Genomic DNA, 16247 nt, shown 5'->3' on the forward strand with positions numbered 1-16247 from the left:
CGACGGGTCGCCCCTTTTTATTGCGTGCGAAAATACTTCTCGTGACTGATAACCTGTCTCAGAACCGCGTGGGGCTTTTCCAGTCTCATATGTAGGCCCAATCCGTAATGAGGAATAGCATGAAGCGCATCTGGCGTTTGGCAGGTGTTGGTTTGCTGATGGTCACCGTTGGCGCGCAGGTCATGGCCGACGATCGCGACAATGGCCCCGGCCCAGGTGGGGGCTGGCAACATGATCGCGGGCAGGGCGGCGGTGGCGGGGGCTGGCAGGGTAACAATCAGCCGCGCCCGCAGAACGAGCACTTTCAAGGCGGCGGTCAAAATGGCGGTGGCCAGTGGCAGGGCCGTCCTCAAAACAACGAGCCGCAACCGGGTACTAACCTGCCGATCCAGGGGCGCCCCGACACCGTGCGCCAAACCCAGGAACCGCGCCCGGGTTATTACCGCGACATCCCCCGGCGCAATGACGACAACCCGCACTGGAACGCCGGCAACCCGCGCCCTGGCTACAACGGTGGCGGGTTCAATAATGGCCACCCCAACGATCACCGCTGGCCAGGCCGCCCTGACGGGCATGGCAATGGCTGGGGCCCCGGCCCGCAATACCGTCCGGGCTACCTCGTGGACCGTTTCCCCGACCGCAACTACCGCGTGCCTTACCGTGGCCAGGATTATTTCTTCTCGGGCGGCTACTGGTATCGTCCGCAAGGCCCGCGATACATCGTGGTCACGCCGCCGTACGGGATTCGCGTGCACTACTTGCCCGATTACGCGCGGGAAGTCTGGGTAGGCAGTGCGCTGTTTTTCCTCGCCGCCGGTGCCTATTACACCTACGAGGAAAGCTCCCAGCAGTACGTGGTGGTCGAGCCGCCTACCGCCGCGCCTGCGCCGCCGGCCGCGCCTCAGGGCAATGGCTATGACGTGATCGCCTACCCGGCCAACGGCCAGTCACCGGCCCAAGTGCAACAGGACGGCTACGACTGCTACCGCTGGGCCGTGCAGCAAAGCGGTTTCGATCCTCGGGCGGTCACCTACGCCCCGGCCCCGGCGGTGGTGCAAACCTATCGCCAGGCCCAGGGCAACTGCCTGACTAGCCGGGGGTATCAGGTGCAGTATTAAGGCCGGCTGCCGGTGACCACTTCCTGCGGGTCGGCGTGCACCAGCACTTCGGCGCGTGGGTAGGCGTTGTGAATGGCATCGGCGGCTTTGTCGCTGATGCCATGGGCCACCGACAGGCTCAGTTCTCCCGGCAATTCCAGATGCAATTGCACGAACCAGTGGCTGCCCGAGATGCGGGTGCGCAGGTCATGCGCCCCCAGCACCCCGGGCACACCCTTGGCCAGTTCCAGCATGTGCTGGCTGACGTCGGCCGGCAGTTCTTCGTCCATCAACACCGCAAAGCTTTCCCGGGCGATCTGCACCGCACTCCACAAGATGTAGGCCGCAATCCCCAGGCCGAACCAGGCGTCCACCTGGCTGAAGCCAAACCCGGCCAGCACCAGCGCCACCAGGATGCTGGCGTTCAGCATCAAGTCAGAGCGGTAGTGCAGCGAGTCGGCGCGTACCGCGTTCGAGCCGGTTTCGCGGATGACCCGGTGTTGCAGCACCAGCAACGCCACCGTGAGCACCAGCGAAAAAACAATCACGCCGATGCTCAGCCACGGCGCACCCACCGGCTCCGGGTGCTGCAACCGTCCGACCGCCTGAAAGGCGATCAACACTGCACTGCCAGCAATAAACAACGCCTGGGCCATGCCGGACAGGGACTCGGCCTTGCCATGCCCATAACGATGGTCGTCATCCGCCGGGCGCAGCGCGTAGTGCACCGCCAACAAGTTAAGCAGTGACGTTACGCCGTCCAGCAGCGAGTCGGTCAGCCCGGCGAGCATGCTCACCGAGCCGCTGAACCACCAGGCGATGGCCTTGGTCACGATCAGCACACAAGCCACCCCTACAGACGCGCGGGTGGCCAGGCGCAACAGCCGGGCGTGTTCGGGAGTGCTGGTCATGGCGCGGTGTCCTTAAGCGGCGGGTTTGAGGCCCAGGCTGGCGAGTTGTTGCACGCTGCCCTTGAACTGGATCATGCGCGGGTCGTCCAGCGGCAGGCTGCGGCCGGTTTCTTTTTGAATGATGGTTTGCAGCTTGGCGTTATCCACCTTGCCGTCGGCGCCGATGGCTTGTTGCAGTTTTTGCGGGTCGACCTGGGCCGTCTTGCCCGGCTCGAAGTAGATCGCGCCAGTGGCAAAGTCCACACCAAAGGCAATCAGGCCCGGGATCACGTAGAACAACAGGCCGATGGCGTCGAGCACGGCAATGGCCGGGTCGATCTTGCCGTCGATCTGGCCACGGCGGTCGGGGTAGAAAATCGAGCCGCAGGCGGTCAATTGGCTCAGCAGCGTGAAGGTCAAGACACCGCCGATAACACGGGAAGCAATACGCATGGAACTCTCCTGAACGCAGTTGAAAGGGGCGATACGCGAAGGCGATCCGGTGTAGGACCACCTTCGACGTCCGCCCGTTCGCCCTTATACCTGCCGCTCTGCTTTGGAGCCAGTCTCAATTGATTGCCGCCGGGTCAGGCGCGGTCCGCCGCCAGTGCGTAGGATTTTTTACAGACCCAGGCGGCGACGAGCACGGGCACCACCAGGCACCACAGCCCGGCCACACGATAAAGCAATGCCGCGCCGATGCAGCCCGCCGAGAACCCCACCAGGTTGTTGATAAAGGGGGTCATGCGGGCGCGGATCGCTTGGCGCTCGGCGGCCTCCCGTTCGGTGAACAGGCTGAACAGATCGATGGCCAGTTGCGTCACGTTGCCGGTCATCAGCGTGGTGGGCGGCGCCGCCTTCAAATGCTGGCGGGACAGGGCATTCTGCATGGCCATGGCCGCCACGCCGGTCATGCCGGTGAACAGCGCAGCGCCTGAGTCGGCGTCGCCGAAGGGGCCAAAGTACACGGCCAGCGCCCCGAACGCCGCCAACAGCAACACATGCGCGGTCATCAACAGGTGCAGCGAGGCCAGGTTGCGTTTGTGGATCAGGGTGGCGGCCAGGTGAGTGAGCCCCACCACCAGGCAGAACACCGGCAGGGCCAGCAGCTTGCCTACAATCCCCGACGTGCCGTGAACAATGCTCACGCCCAGCGTCACGAAGTTTCCGGTGACGTGCGCGGTAAACAGGCCTTGCAAGGCCAGAAAACCGACTGTATCGACAAAGCCTCCATTGAGGCTCAAGGCGGGGGCAACCTGGCGGGCGATGCCTTGCATAAACCGGTACTCCAAATGATTGAAGTGCCAGCGTAGTCGCACGCCCAGTGATCGGCCGGACAACGGCTTCAGCCAAACGGACAGATTGACGGTGTTTAGCCGCTATAATCGCCCGCCAGCCGAGGATTGCCATGAGTTCGTTGCCCATTGATTGTGTGTTACCGGCGTTGCGCGAAGCCCTGTCTTCACGCCACGAAGCCGTGCTTGAAGCCCCGCCCGGCGCGGGCAAGACCACCCGCGTGCCGCTCGCGCTGTTGAACGAGCCTTGGCTGACCGGGCAAACCATCCTCATGCTCGAACCCCGCCGCCTCGCCGCCCGAGCCGCGGCCGAGCGCCTGGCCAGCGAGTTGGGCGAGAAAGTCGGAGAAACCGTCGGCTACCGCATCCGGCTGGACAGCAAAGTGGGCCCCCGCACGCGCATCGAAGTGGTCACCGAAGGCATCCTCACCCGCCGCTTGCAGGACGACCCGGCGCTGGAGGGTGTGGGGTTGTTGATTTTTGACGAGTTCCACGTTTTGCCATTTACACCGAAATACCCTTTAATTTTGTCAAACCTTAGGGCATTTCCCTAGCGCCTCAGACCACTTCCAGGACACTTATCCCCTTCGCCCTGACCAACCTCAGTGCGGTACCGGATCCCACTCCCAGTAGGTGGTACAAGTCGATCACGACAGAAACACCTGTGGCCATGCCGAGGCGGGGTGATTAGACCCTTCAATTTTTGAATGTAACCGAGCTTAGGAGCCGTACTTGGAGTATCCAAAACGCAGTAGGCATGGTGACGCCGGGGAGTACCTGATGGCGTACACCTTCACCAAATTGTTTGGCTGGCCATGCCGTCTGTACGGTGTTGATATTGGTGTAGATGGCGAGACGGAAGTATTGCGAGCAGACGGTACCTCGGACGGCGATATCATCAAGATCCAGGTCAAAAGCTTCAGCGAGATGAAGGGCCCAGCGTATGCGGTCTACGTCGACGACCGTCATATTCAGTATTGGAAGCGATTCTGCTTGCCCGTAATCGTATGTGCCGTCGACCTCTCAACCGAGAAGGTGTACTGGAAGCAAATCACAGCTAGTGATGCCTACTCGACCTCGGGAGCGTCGAAGAAGGTAGTCTTTGACCTGTCAAAGGACGAGCTGACTGTCGTCAGTAAGGCCGCCTTGGAGCGCTTGGTGATTCCCGAAGGATCGAAGCAGCTTGAGCCGCTGTTGCTTGAGCTGATGGATAAAGCCAAGCGGTTTGAAGGAAACATTCATCACTATGACTACGACGGTATCGACAAAACTCGTGACGAATGCAGAAAGCTTAAACTGCTGATAGCTCAAATCGAACAGATAGTGGCCCACTTTCCTTGGCGCATGAGCGCGGTAGGATACGGCGCACTAAGGGCGATCAGCCTGAATGTGGCTCGCGCCCAAACCGGCGCTGAGCATGACTTTGCCTGCATTGTTAACGGAGGCTGATGACTGCCACATGACTGAAATCAAATGGGCAAGGGCGTGTGAGCCTCGCTATTGAAAGATCGTGTCCTTGTGAGCGCATGCACCGTCGCGGCCCAACCGCCGATTGGCATTCGTACGCAATGGATAACAGGGATCAAGGGAAGAGCTTAAATGCGCTTCCTTCATAGCGTTGATCTGGGGTCAGGCTCCGGGTATCCAGCCCATAGGTGCGCAGTAGCCACCGGGATTCGCCACCTGCTTCGCCGCCTACCATGCCACGGCCATGTAGACCGACGCGATTGTTTACGATCAGTAGATCACCTGGGGAGATGACAACCGAGGTGGAGCATTCAGAACAGGCTTGCTCGAACCGTGTGACGGCCTGGGTAGCCAATTCGGAATCATAGTCAGTGTCCGCAGCACTGTGGCTGTACCGGATCCAGTACCCATCATCGCCTTCGAAAAGCAGCTGAATACCTGCCATCGCGTCCACTAAGGGGCTGTCCTTGCCGAACAGTTTGCGCAGTCCACGCTTGAAGGTTTTCTGCGGACGAATTACGTACTGAGGTTTTGTCAGCTCGTTGATCTCGTCATAAGTCAACTGTTGTAAAACAGCCGACAGGGGCATGATCGTTGTTGTGACCTCATCGGGATTGCGAAGGCCGCTCAGGCAAACGAAATCTGGCGACGGCGCAACGCGCTCGTCAAACTCATGCAATTGACCGCGAATCGGGAATGTAACCCCATCGGTATGGCCACGCATGTCGGCCTTGGACTTGTCCGCAAAATCATCATCACCTGGCAGAACGACCAGATTTACAAACAGATGCCCCTCATTTTCGGAACCATAGGAGATGGTGTCCGAGTTAAGCGCAGCAAGGCAGGCCACCGCACAAGCCCGCGCCGTTACCGTGGTGGCTACGTCAGGTACAGGAATGAAGGCAGTTGGCGTTTCTGGCAGCTCATGGATATCGAACACTTCCTTCAAATGAATCAGGGGATTCATCCAAGCATGGCGTTGGATATCTGCCAGTGTCACGTCGACGTTTTCCAGCGCCAACTCAATCGCCGGCAACAGGCTTGCACCGAGCTCCACAGGATTGTCGAGCGCAGAGAGGCAATATTCGAGCGGATTATCGTGCATCCAACGGCTGACTGAGCCATGGATAGCCCTGGAAAAATGAGCGTCGATCAATTGTGTCCCTGCAAGCTCAAGTGATATAAAGATGATATACGAACGCCTAGCGGCGTGTCATTGCTTCCTACACGATGGCCAAAGTCTACCATGAAACGTAATGTCAATTTGACGTCTTCCCCGCTCAGAGCATGGGCAGATTACCTTGCGTGGGTGTCTGCAACGGGGGATTTTCAGGTAGTGGCAGGAGCTCATCAGTGCACGGTCGCATTGCCTGACGGCCACCTGCTTCAGGTGCAGGCACCTTCCCCAGACCTGCTCGCCAGGAAGGTCATGGCGGAACTCTCGTCTAACCTCGTCGTTCCTCCACTCGTGGCTTCTGCGGCAGAACCATTGAGTGTCCCATCTGTCCAGGATGTGTCGCCAAAGGAGGTGTCTATGCGTAGTCATTATGAACCCGCTCTGCCTCGAGCATCTCAGGCGCCGCGATCAGCGCCCGTGACCAGCACCAAGGGCACTCTGCAGACGGTCGGCGTTTACGTACCTGTATCGATGCACGAAACGCTCAGGGAGCTCGCTGTGGGGCAGAACAAGAAGTTTTCGGTTCTCGTACGTGAGTTGGTCGAAAGCGGCTATGACCGTTTTGAGGACGCCATCGAGGAGCGTAGCGGGAGGAAGGTTCTCGACGGCTATGAGCAAAAAGTGGCGAGCTACAGCGGTGAGTCCTATCAATGGATGGCCAGGCTCGACCGTAAGCTTAGCCTTGAGCTCAAGTTGACCGCCAAAGAGTACGGCCGTTCGGCTTCACAGATCGTTGGCGGCTTTTTAGCCGAGGAGCTCTCGCATTGCTTGCAGGCCCAAGGTGCAGCTGTATGCGTAACGGTGGAAGTTGAGCGCGCTCGCGTTGCAATTGCTGGGCTTGTAGGCCCGCAAGCTGGCGAGCTGGCCGACTATCTGGGGCTGCATGGCAAGCGTCGATTGGTCAACGAGGTGCTGGGAGGTGTTGTACGAGCGCCCGGCGCATTGCTTAGCAAGATCGCCGAGTACTTCGCGGTTTCAAGGGAGGCCGTGACCCAGGCGGTAGGCCTCAATTTTAGGCAGATGCCAAGGCCTTCGTATAAAGCTCCAAACGGCCAGCCTCGTGTGCTCACGGAGCCTGTTCCATGGGAGGAGGCGGTAAAGGCTCTGAAGCTACCTCGTGATGAGGAAGCCAAGCTTTTGGCAATAGGGGACTGAGATGAATCCTTTCGACCGTGCGCGAATCGAAGCAATGAATGCACGGGCGAAGCTCATCGCCGCGTGCGGCAATGACTACCCTACCAGCGAGCAACTACTTGCAGTGGCTGAAAGCACTCTGGGGCTGGCGATTGATTGGGTCGAACCGGATGACTATGCGCTGGGAGGAGGGGACGCTCTCATCCAACCATGGATGAAGACGATCCTGATTCGTAACGATGTCCGGCTGGAGGAGCGGGCCTATCTGTTGGCCCATGAGCTCGGCCACTGGTATCTCGATTCCCCAAAGCCGCCCCCTGGAACCACTTCAACGTCATTTATCTCTAGCGAGGCAGGGCAAACGTCCGGTTCTGCCGTGGTTGATGGGTATGGGGCGTGGGAGCGCCAAGAGCTTCAGGCCAATGTCTTTGCGCGGGAGCTGCTGTTGCCTAGGTCAGTGGCAAAGGCTTTGTGGTCAAACGGATGGCGTTCCCGGCAAATCGCCACCCACTTTCGGCTGCCTCTGGAGGTCGTGCGCCAGCAACTGGCTGATGCGTTGTTGCTCCCGGACGTTCCCCCAGTACTTCCCGCTCCGACGCACCCTCCCAGCGATGCTCAGCGCCTTGCCGCTCAGGCACCGGAAAAATACGTCAATGTCGTAGCGGGGCCAGGTACGGGTAAAACCACGACCCTAGTGCACCGCGTGGCCCACCTGATCTCCAGTGGCGTGCCTGCCAGTAAAATCCTGGTCATGACATTCACCAACCGTGCAGCGCAGGAGCTTGTCGAGCGACTGACAGCGGCCAATGTCCCGAATGCCTCCCATATCTGGGCTGGTACGTTCCACTCATTCGGATTGGAGCTGTTGCGAAAGCATCATCACCTCTTTGAGCTGACTCCTCAGATCAAGGTCGCAGATCTGCTGCAGCAGGTCAGGATGATGGTCAACGAGCTGCCAACTTTGGAGCTCAAACATTTCTTCAGGCTGCAGAACCCGTACGACTGGCTCCCTGACGTCTTGAAGATCATTCACCGGCTGAAGGAGGAGCTGGTCTTCCCTGACGACTACGCGGCAATTGTTCAAACACTGCCACCCGTCGAGCCGGATATTGCGCTGGAGCGCAACGATATCATCACCCTGTACAAGGCCTATGAGGCTGCCTTGCGCCGGGAGGGTTGGGTCGACTACCCAGATCTATTGGTTCGTCCCACCATGAGAGCTCGTGACGATCGTCCGTCTCTGGCCGCCTTCCTTGAGCAGTACGACCATGTACTCGTGGACGAGTACTAGGACGTCAACCATGTCATGGTCGAATTCGTTAAGAAGATCGGGTCGCTCCAGCGCCATCTGTGGGTGGTCGGTGACATTCGCCAGGCTATTCACCATTGGCGCGGCGCATCGATCCAGAGTCTGCTCAAGTTCGATGAAGCGTACGTCGCAAGAGGCCAAGCAGCGTCGATCAGGCGGTACAGTCTGGACATCAACCGCCGTAGCTCGCCTGAAATTCTGCGCGCCGTCGAAAGTGCTGGCACCGACCACGTACTGCAGCCCCTCATGCCCCTCGATCCTGTCTCACCTTCTCGCTCTGAGAGTGGGGTCATGCCGGCCTTAATCCAAACGGCGAAAGACGCGCAAAGCAGCATGATCGTTGCTCAGATAGGGCGATGTCGGGTGGCCGGCCACTCCTACGGCAGCCAAGGCATCATCAGCTCCACCAACGTCCAGTTGGACAAACTGGCTCAAGACATCGAGCGGGCCGGGATCCCTGTGCTTCACATCGGCGAGTTGAGCCAACGGGCCGAAGTCAAAGAGTTCATGTGCCTGATGCAACTCCTGACCCAGCGCACGCCAAGCGCGCTCCTGGGCTTGCTCCGGCACAGCGATCTCAGCATGCCGGCTTCGGACATCACCGTACTCACGAACCTGTCCAAGCTGGGCTTCGAGTACCAGCGTGGACGCTGGTTGAAGCAACCAGTGCCGGGGCTGTCGCCCAGGGGGCAGCAGGTCATCCAGACGTTGAATGCGTTGCTGGACACGTCGACGCGCAGTTCCCGACCTTGGGCCTTCGTGTGTGACCTGATGTTTGAAAAGGGTTTCGGACTGGGCTCACTTACTGACCAGTCTCCGACTGCGCAGATTCAGCGTCTAGCCCTGTGGCAATTCCTCTACGGAGTGCGCAACAGTGATGGGGCCGGTAGCCAGGCAACGCTGTCCAAGTTTCTGGGCAGGGAAGATTTCCGACGGTATATCGGCCAACGCTCGGTAGAGCGCTCATTGCCGCCCGAGGCCGCTGCGATTGACGCGGTTAGGCTCATGACGGTTCACGGGAGCAAGGGGCTCGAATTCGACGTGGTGCACATGGCCAACGTCGAGAAGTCCCGGTTTGGTGCCGATGCTCCTCCACGGTTTGATGATGATCGCCAAGCCCTGTTGCTTCCCCCTGAGGCGCTCAACAGTACGCCCCAGATGAGGGCTGAGGGCGAGGCCATCGAGCGTAACAATCTGCTGTACGTAGGCGTTTCAAGGGCGAAAGACCGGCTCAATGTCTATTGCGGTACAGATGCATCGAAGATCCCCACCCCCCTGTGTGATCCATCGATCCTCACTCCGACTCGTGGAACCGCCAATGCGTTGATGGCCGCGCCGCCATTGGCTCGTGTTCCAATGACGGCGCCCGCCACGATCAGCTACTCGGAACTCGACGGTTTCATGTCCTGCTCCCTCCAGTACCACTACGCGCACGAACTGAACCTTCCGGCAGAGCAGGAGTTGGACGTCTCGATCCGAGCCCGTCGATCAGTGCTAGCGGGGCTTGAGTATGTCTACCGTGATCAAATGAAGCCAGATGAGGCCTTCCTGCAGGCGTGGAGCGAGAAGCCGTTGCCGAGCTATTCTGAGGACAAGATGCTGTCGGAGCATGCATGGATCGCCTTCACTCGCGGCACCTCGTTGCAGCCCGGTATTGCACAGTATGTCCCCGAAACTACGGCCAGCGTGAATGGGCAGATCATAACCATGCCCTGGATGCTTCGTGACACTAGCGGAGCTTTGGTCTGGCTACGCACAGGCATCGGACTATCAGAGGTTTCCAGAAATGTACGACCCATTTTGGAAAACCTCGGCGGCAGTCGCTGCAATAGCATGTCCATCCACTCCCTAGTCACCGGACACTCTGAAAGCGCGGTTCCCTCCGCCAGGGCGAGTAGTACGAGCGTGTTCAAAGCGATATCGACGTTGCGGGCGGGCGAACGCTCTGCCAGTCGAGGAAAGCACTGCAACCGATGCGCGTATTCGACCATTTGTGCCCAGAGGCCATGAGTGCTTGGCCAATGGCTTCCAGTAGTTTGTTGTTGGCGTCGCAGTTATCTGGGGTTCCAGGGTTTTCCTCCTCGGGTTTGTTCATCTGGTGTTTTCCTCGTTGGGTTAGTACAGGGAGTAAAAAAAGTAATGAAAGTCCTCGCTGAGATTCTTCGTAAGCTCTATGACCAGAAAATTGCGCTGCTGAACGGTCACCGATCAAAGCAATCAACGCTGACGGGTAGCATGTACGAAGGGCTGACGATCGAGCTTTTAGAGAAAGTTGACCTTTCCCGTTATGGAGTAAAAGTAGTTTCTGGGGTCATCACGTCGGGGGACGAGGAGTCGGAGCAGATTGACTGCATGGTGGTGGTCGGAGAGGGGACACCGTTTCCCTGCACTCCACATTTCTCCTATCCGATGGAACAGGTGGTGGCCGTATTCGAAGTAAAGAAGACGCTCTATAGCACGGGACTTAACAAAGCATATGGGCAGCTTGAGGAGGTATTCCAGTTGTCCAAGCGGGATTATCAGCGTCGGGAGGCGCAAGGCACCCTGGAGTTCAGTACCCGCAGGCCTGCCCAGGAGTTTCTCTCCCTCTTCGGTGAATGGCCTTGTCACTATGAGGAAAATGCCAAGCTCACGTTCAATCAGCGCGTGGTTTACCACAGCCTGGTCAGGGACAGGCTGACCCCTTTACGTATCGCCATTGGCTACAACGGCTACAAAACCGAGAAAGGTCTGCGCGACGCTCTATACAACCTGTATCGCGACAACGAAGAAGTTGAAGGCTATGGCGTCATCAATATGCCGAATCTGATGATCAGTGAAGGGTATTCCGTCATCAAGCTCAATGGCATGCCTTACAAAGGAATCTGGAACGAAGAGTCCGAGGAGTGGTGCTGGCTTGGCTCCAGCAGTGTGGATCCGATGCTGCTGATCCTAGAGCTCCTGTACGACCGAGTAGAGCTTATGCTTGGTATAGAGTTGGATAGGGGCGACGATCAAGGAGAAGAGCCCTCGTTCCCGCTAATGGTCAGCAAGCCGATGGCGCGCCCAGGGGCGGCTCAAGGCTGGATTCACCAATACATCGACGCACCAATCCCAAAGCAAGACCCTCAGCAGCGTATCTGGGCTCCGTTGAAGATCTCAACTGCCGAGAAGGAGTTTCTTAAATTACTTGATCAGCAAGGGCCCCAACTCGCTGGATCTGAAAAGCTCGTCGGTTTCATGGATGAACATGAGATTGAGGACATTCGCGAATCAATGCGCACACTTTTTGCGACCCGGATTGTTCTGCAAACCGATGACGTGTTTTGCATCTGCGCGGGCCATTGGGTTGTAGCGAAGGTAGGGGGCGAGTTCTATTGTGGAGACAATGCCGGACAACGGTTTGAGAAATGGCTGAGTAAGCACAACGTTGCCACTGCAATATCTATTAAAGACTGCGCAGATTAGCCCAAAGTGCGTAGGGGCCAACTACTTCTGGCTTCCTATCGTTAAAGATGACATGACAAGGACAGCTCTTTGTATGAGCTACATAAACTTGCCTCACGATCAGCAGCGCGCAATCAGTGCTGTCGACACCAGATCCCTGCAGGCGGCGTTAGACAAGTGTCTAAGAGAGGAGCAGGTCGCTCCGATTTGCGAGCTTGGCCTCAGAGAGTGCGGTGACTACGTTGCCTCCGAGCTTCATGCGTTCGAGCGAGCAATGGCTGCACACAACAAAGCGAAGGCCCACGCCAAGCGAGAACAAACCAGGACTGATGTCTTGCGCGCTGGGAACGATCTGGTTCATGCCGTGCAGCAAATGAAAAGTCGAGTCGAAACAGAACAAAATGATGGGCTGCTGTTTTACATCGATGATCAGATCCTGGCGCCTTTTCACTTCAGCAAACGGCTAGCGGTCAGTGTTCGCTACCGCTGGCGGTCTTCGCCGACTGCAGAGTGGGCAGATGGGCAAACTACTTTTACCTACGACTACTCGCCCGTTCCTGACTATGTCCAGTTGTTGTCGAAACGTAAGCCCAGCGCCGCCAAAGCGGCGAGTGATCAGCAAGACAAGCTGTACCGTGAATGGGAATATTTGAAGATGCAGGCGCTGTGTTCCATGAGGGAGTTTTTCCGGAATGGTGGCGATGGTATCGACATCCCCAAATCATTTGTAGTTCGGCAAAGTCAACATGGCGGAGGGCTGAACAACTTCAGCTGTAATTTCTGGCAGCCTGCTTAGCTAGGGCTCTCGATGCTGCCCGAGCCTTAAACTACGCGTGGGCTAACCGAATTTGGGTGTTTCGCCGTGAGCCTACGGACGAAGGCTGCTCTGCCCCAGTGGCTGCCCGGAGCGTGAATCAGTGCAGCCGAATTCTGATGTCGAAGTTTACTCATGCCAGCCATATACCGGGGCAGTGTTAGGTGCTAGGGCTACATCGTCAGTAGGTTATTAGCACCACCGAGATCCAGGTAAATGAAGCGCGTGAGCAGGCCCCCTTGAACACTGAAGCATCGTACTCCCTGACCACCTTATACTGGCGGCCTACAGTTCGGAGTCAGCATGAGTACGTTGCCAATCGATGCCGCCTTACCGGCCCTTCTCAACGCGTTGAATGATCGAAATGAGGTCGTTCTACAAGCGCCTCCTGGAGCGGGTAAAACTACTCGAGTGCCGCTTGCTCTTCTTGGCGAGTCATGGCTGGAAGGTCAGACCATTGTGATGCTTGAACCTCGACGACTCGCTGCACGAGCGGCTGCTGAGCGAATGGCAGCTGAGCTTGGTGAGCGGGTGGGCGAAACGGTGGGTTACCGTATTCGGCTTGAGAGTAAGGTAGGGTCGAAAACTCGTATCGAGGTCGTGACCGAAGGAATTCTTGCTCGCAGGCTGCAAGAAGATCCGTCACTTGAAGGCGTGGGCCTGGTCATCTTCGATGAATTTCATCTTCGCAATCTTGATGCAGATTTGGCCTTGGCGCTGACGCTCAATGGTCGCGAGATGCTACGAGACGATGTCTCTCTCAAAGTGTTGCTGATGTCTGCAACTCTGGAGGGAGAGCGGCTCTCTCGGTTGCTCGACGACGCCCCCATCGTCACCAGTGAAGGCCGTATGTACCCGGTCATGACGATCTGGGGAGCTCCGTATCAATCAGGCGATTATCTTGATCAGCGCGTGGTTTCGACATGCTTGGATTCTCTGGAAGACCAAGGTGGAAGTATCTTGGTTTTTCTACCTGGTCAGGCCGAAATACGACGAGTACATCAGACACTGAAAGATCGCTTGGGTGATCGAGAAGACGTGTTGCTGTGCCCTTTGCATGGGGAGCTCGAGCTGAGTGCACAACGAGCTGCGATTGATCCACCTCCTGCAGGAAAGCGAAAGGTTGTGCTGGCTACCAACATCGCTGAGACCAGCGTGACTATCGAAGGTGTTCGAGTAGTAATCGACTCGGGACTCGAGCGTGTGCCTAGGTTCGACCCGCGCAGCGGGATGACCAGACTGGACACACAGCGGATATCGAAAGCGAGCGCGACTCAACGAGCGGGCCGTGCCGGTCGACTCGAGCCTGGTGTTTGTTATCGCCTGTGGTCAGAGACCCAGCATGATCAACTGCCAGGCTATGGTACTCCAGAGATACAGCAGGCCGATCTTGCTGGATTAGCTCTGCAGCTGTCCAGATGGGGTGTGCAGCCCACTGATCTCAAATGGTTGGATGTTCCGCCCGCCGCTGCCTACTCCCAAGCTTGTGACCTTCTAGTTCGCTTGGGGGCTCTGGGTCATGATTGGAGGCTCACGAAGCATGGGCAAGATATGGCGGAATTGCCTGCGCATCCGCGCATAGCCCATCTGCTTCTGCGAGGTCATGCTTTCGGCCTTGGACATCTTGCATGCGATATCGCCGCTCTACTGGGGGAGCGTGATATCCTGCGTGGCGCCGGTGCGGATATCCACAGTCGCCTTGCAATCGTCTCTGGAGAGCAGCGTGCCGAGCGTTCCGAGCAAGGCGGTGCGCAACGTGCTAGGCAGCTTGCCAAGCAATACCGTTCTTATCTGCGCGGCCCCATTGTCAATCCGGTGACTGATCCTGAGCACCCTCGGTGGGTGGGCGCTCTATTGGCCCTAGCATACCCCGACCGTGTCGCTCAACAACGTCGCCCTGGTGGTGCTGAGTATCGTCTCGCCAATGGCCGTGCAGCCATGTTTACCGAAAGCGATGTGCTGATGAAGCATTCATGGTTGGTGATCGCTGATCTAGGTAGTCGCCAAGGCCAACGTGAAGAGCGTATTTATTTGGCGGCGGACTTCGATGAGGGGCTGTTCAAATCCGTTCTTAAGGAGCAAGTCCGTCAGGTGGATGAGCTGGATTGGGATGAGCGAGAAGGCGTGCTTAGAGCGGAGCGGCAGTTGAAAGTCGGGGAGTTGGTTCTTTCCTCTGCGCCTCTGGCAAACCTTGATGAAGAAGCTCGCGTCCAGGCGTTGATCAATTACATCCGGCGCAAGGGGATTGAGCTCTTACCTTGGACTCCAGAGTTGCGCCAGTGGCAAGCGCGTGTAGCGCTTCTGCGGGATCTGGATTTGGAGAAGGGGAGCACAAGTGATTGGCCAGATCTTCGTGACCAAGTGCTTCTGGAGTCTCTAGGGGAGTGGCTTGCCCCCTACATCACGAAGGTAACTAGGCTCAGCCACTTTGGGCAGGTCGATCTACCATCAATTCTGCGCACACTTTTGCCGTGGCCGTTGGCGCAGCAACTCGAGGCACAGGCACCTCAGACGATTGGTGTGCCTTCTGGATCGAACATTCGAATCGACTACAGCGAGCGGCCTCCCATATTGGCTGTGAGACTCCAGGAGTTGTTTGGCCTTGCAGACACGCCGCGAATTGCTAACGGACGGCAGGTACTCAAGCTCCATTTGTTATCGCCAGCGCGACGTCCTGTGCAAGTCACCCAGGACTTAGCAAACTTCTGGAAGTCGACGTACGACGAAGTGAAGAAAGACCTTAAGGGGAGATACCCAAAGCATTTTTGGCCTGACGACCCCTTGATTGCAGAAGCTACAGCTAGAGCTAAGCCGCGAGGTACTTAGACTCATTGACTGGCGGCGGATCCAGAATCTGAATGCCAAATTTTATGAACGGTTGAAGCAGCCATCCCTAGTTTCAAAGATGTCTGCTTCTGCGTCATTCCTTCAGCTTTGCAGGCAAGCACGGCCTGAATTCTCTCTACCGGTATCGGGCGTTTGCCGGCTTTGCCTGTTACTAAATCACCGCCTTCAAAATGGCTCGGTAAACCAGAGAGAACCCCTAGCGCTTCAAGCTTTTTCATCTCTGCCAGCAGACGGGCATTGAACGAAGTGAGAGATTCTTGGCGCTCGTAAATGGATGCCATCGCCAATAAAGCAATGGGATCGACATCCAGTCGCGCGCTGATGCGCTCGAGCATGTCGAGTGTGATGTTGGACTTCGCGTGCTCGACATTGTGCAAATGCCGCGCTTCCACTGCGCCACCTAATTGCTCTTGAGACAGCCCTCGAGCAGTTCTGATCGAGCGTAGGATCGCTGCCAGCGTTGATCGCGAAGGCATGGATGCTTCCCGTAAAGGGAAGGATAAGGCCACATTGATCAATTCCTATCCATGCAATATAGTGCGTCATTGTGAATTGCAGGTGAGTGGCTACGGCCGCATTGCACTCGAGCCGATGGTTGGGCTCCGTCGTCAGCAGCGGTTTTAGTCCAGATTTGTCAATTTATAGGAATTATCGCTGAGGTAGGTTGCTTGCGAATTTGGCGCGCCGCCTTTCGAACTGCAGCACCGCGAACGAGGAAATCAGCATCATGTTTATTGTAACCGTCCGGCCAGCACCCTCTGCTGACAGCCCTCCAAATTGGCCAAGATAGT

General features: G+C 57.4%; 12 protein-coding genes and 2 pseudogenes. 9 read left to right on the top strand and 5 right to left on the bottom strand.

Annotated elements, in window-relative coordinates:
• Positions 1–119: 119 nt before the first annotated feature.
• Positions 120–1118, top strand: a complete 999-nt coding sequence (locus ACW9H9_RS09965; protein ID WP_457342981.1) for a DUF6515 family protein — start codon at positions 120–122, stop codon at positions 1116–1118.
• Here ACW9H9_RS09965 and ACW9H9_RS09970 read toward each other — a convergent pair.
• From ACW9H9_RS09970 to ACW9H9_RS09980, 3 genes are all read right to left on the bottom strand, one after another.
• The gene (locus tag ACW9H9_RS09970) at positions 1115–2008 is read right to left on the bottom strand and encodes a cation diffusion facilitator family transporter (RefSeq protein WP_457342982.1); all 894 of its coding nucleotides are present in this window, start codon (positions 2006–2008) and stop codon (positions 1115–1117) included. The two genes, ACW9H9_RS09965 and ACW9H9_RS09970, sit on opposite strands and share 4 nt — an antisense overlap.
• A 12-nt stretch (positions 2009–2020) precedes the next feature.
• Positions 2021–2440: a polyribonucleotide nucleotidyltransferase gene (locus tag ACW9H9_RS09975; protein WP_457342983.1), complete on the bottom strand. Its 420-nt coding sequence runs from the start codon at positions 2438–2440 to the stop codon at positions 2021–2023.
• Positions 2441–2574: 134 nt separating this feature from the next.
• Entirely contained in the window at positions 2575–3264 is a 690-nt protein-coding gene (locus ACW9H9_RS09980; protein WP_457342984.1) for a YoaK family protein, read from the bottom strand.
• A gap of 131 nt (positions 3265–3395) precedes the next feature.
• Between ACW9H9_RS09980 and ACW9H9_RS09985 the strand changes: the two are divergent.
• Both ACW9H9_RS09985 and ACW9H9_RS09990 read left to right on the top strand, forming a co-directional pair.
• Positions 3396–3776 (top strand): annotated as a pseudogene (locus ACW9H9_RS09985) (DEAD/DEAH box helicase); the annotation flags it as partial.
• 286 nt (positions 3777–4062) lie between these two features.
• The gene (locus ACW9H9_RS09990) at positions 4063–4731 is read left to right on the top strand and encodes a DUF4365 domain-containing protein (protein ID WP_457342985.1); all 669 of its coding nucleotides are present in this window, start codon (positions 4063–4065) and stop codon (positions 4729–4731) included.
• 133 nt (positions 4732–4864) lie between these two features.
• Here the strand turns inward: ACW9H9_RS09990 and ACW9H9_RS09995 are convergent, their stop codons facing one another.
• Positions 4865–5905: a taurine catabolism dioxygenase TauD gene (locus ACW9H9_RS09995; RefSeq protein WP_330758344.1), complete on the bottom strand. Its 1041-nt coding sequence runs from the start codon at positions 5903–5905 to the stop codon at positions 4865–4867.
• A gap of 438 nt (positions 5906–6343) precedes the next feature.
• Between ACW9H9_RS09995 and ACW9H9_RS10000 the strand changes: the two genes are divergently transcribed.
• From ACW9H9_RS10000 to hrpB, 6 genes and pseudogenes are all read left to right on the top strand, one after another.
• Positions 6344–7081 carry a hypothetical protein gene (locus tag ACW9H9_RS10000; protein WP_330758345.1) on the top strand — a complete coding sequence of 246 codons (738 nt, stop codon included), beginning with the start codon at positions 6344–6346 and terminating at the stop codon, positions 7079–7081.
• Between the two features lie 193 nt (positions 7082–7274).
• Positions 7275–8966 (top strand): annotated as a pseudogene (locus ACW9H9_RS10005) (UvrD-helicase domain-containing protein); the annotation flags it as partial.
• Between the two features lie 174 nt (positions 8967–9140).
• Positions 9141–10379 carry a 3'-5' exonuclease gene (locus tag ACW9H9_RS10010; protein WP_457342990.1) on the top strand — a complete coding sequence of 413 codons (1239 nt, stop codon included), beginning with the start codon at positions 9141–9143 and terminating at the stop codon, positions 10377–10379.
• Positions 10380–10508: 129 nt separating this feature from the next.
• Positions 10509–11816, top strand: a complete 1308-nt coding sequence (locus tag ACW9H9_RS10015; protein WP_330758347.1) for a DUF6602 domain-containing protein — start codon at positions 10509–10511, stop codon at positions 11814–11816.
• 73 nt (positions 11817–11889) lie between these two features.
• Entirely contained in the window at positions 11890–12591 is a 702-nt protein-coding gene (locus tag ACW9H9_RS10020; RefSeq protein ID WP_330758348.1) for a hypothetical protein, read from the top strand.
• A gap of 321 nt (positions 12592–12912) precedes the next feature.
• Positions 12913–15435, top strand: coding sequence for an ATP-dependent helicase HrpB (gene hrpB, locus ACW9H9_RS10025; RefSeq protein ID WP_457342986.1), 2523 nt, complete (start codon positions 12913–12915; stop codon positions 15433–15435).
• Between the two features lie 2 nt (positions 15436–15437).
• Here the strand turns inward: hrpB and ACW9H9_RS10030 are convergent, their stop codons facing one another.
• On the bottom strand, positions 15438–15965 hold the full coding sequence (locus tag ACW9H9_RS10030; RefSeq protein WP_330758417.1) for a helix-turn-helix transcriptional regulator: 528 nt from the start codon (positions 15963–15965) through the stop codon (positions 15438–15440).
• Positions 15966–16247: the final 282 nt, after the last annotated feature.

The organism is Pseudomonas sp. SDO5215_S409, assembly GCF_054071325.1.

Excerpts from the sequence above, each read along its gene's own strand:
- ACW9H9_RS09965 (WP_457342981.1), top strand. The coding sequence starts at position 120 with ATGAAGCGCATCTGGCGTTTGGCAGGTGTTGGTTTGCTGATGGTCACC.
- ACW9H9_RS09970 (WP_457342982.1), bottom strand. The coding sequence starts at position 2,008 with ATGACCAGCACTCCCGAACACGCCCGGCTGTTGCGCCTGGCCACCCGC.
- ACW9H9_RS09975 (WP_457342983.1), bottom strand. The coding sequence starts at position 2,440 with ATGCGTATTGCTTCCCGTGTTATCGGCGGTGTCTTGACCTTCACGCTG.
- ACW9H9_RS09980 (WP_457342984.1), bottom strand. The coding sequence starts at position 3,264 with ATGCAAGGCATCGCCCGCCAGGTTGCCCCCGCCTTGAGCCTCAATGGA.
- ACW9H9_RS09990 (WP_457342985.1), top strand. The coding sequence starts at position 4,063 with ATGGCGTACACCTTCACCAAATTGTTTGGCTGGCCATGCCGTCTGTAC.
- ACW9H9_RS10010 (WP_457342990.1), top strand. The coding sequence starts at position 9,141 with ATGTTTGAAAAGGGTTTCGGACTGGGCTCACTTACTGACCAGTCTCCG.
- ACW9H9_RS10015 (WP_330758347.1), top strand. The coding sequence starts at position 10,509 with ATGAAAGTCCTCGCTGAGATTCTTCGTAAGCTCTATGACCAGAAAATT.
- ACW9H9_RS10020 (WP_330758348.1), top strand. The coding sequence starts at position 11,890 with ATGAGCTACATAAACTTGCCTCACGATCAGCAGCGCGCAATCAGTGCT.
- hrpB (WP_457342986.1), top strand. The coding sequence starts at position 12,913 with ATGAGTACGTTGCCAATCGATGCCGCCTTACCGGCCCTTCTCAACGCG.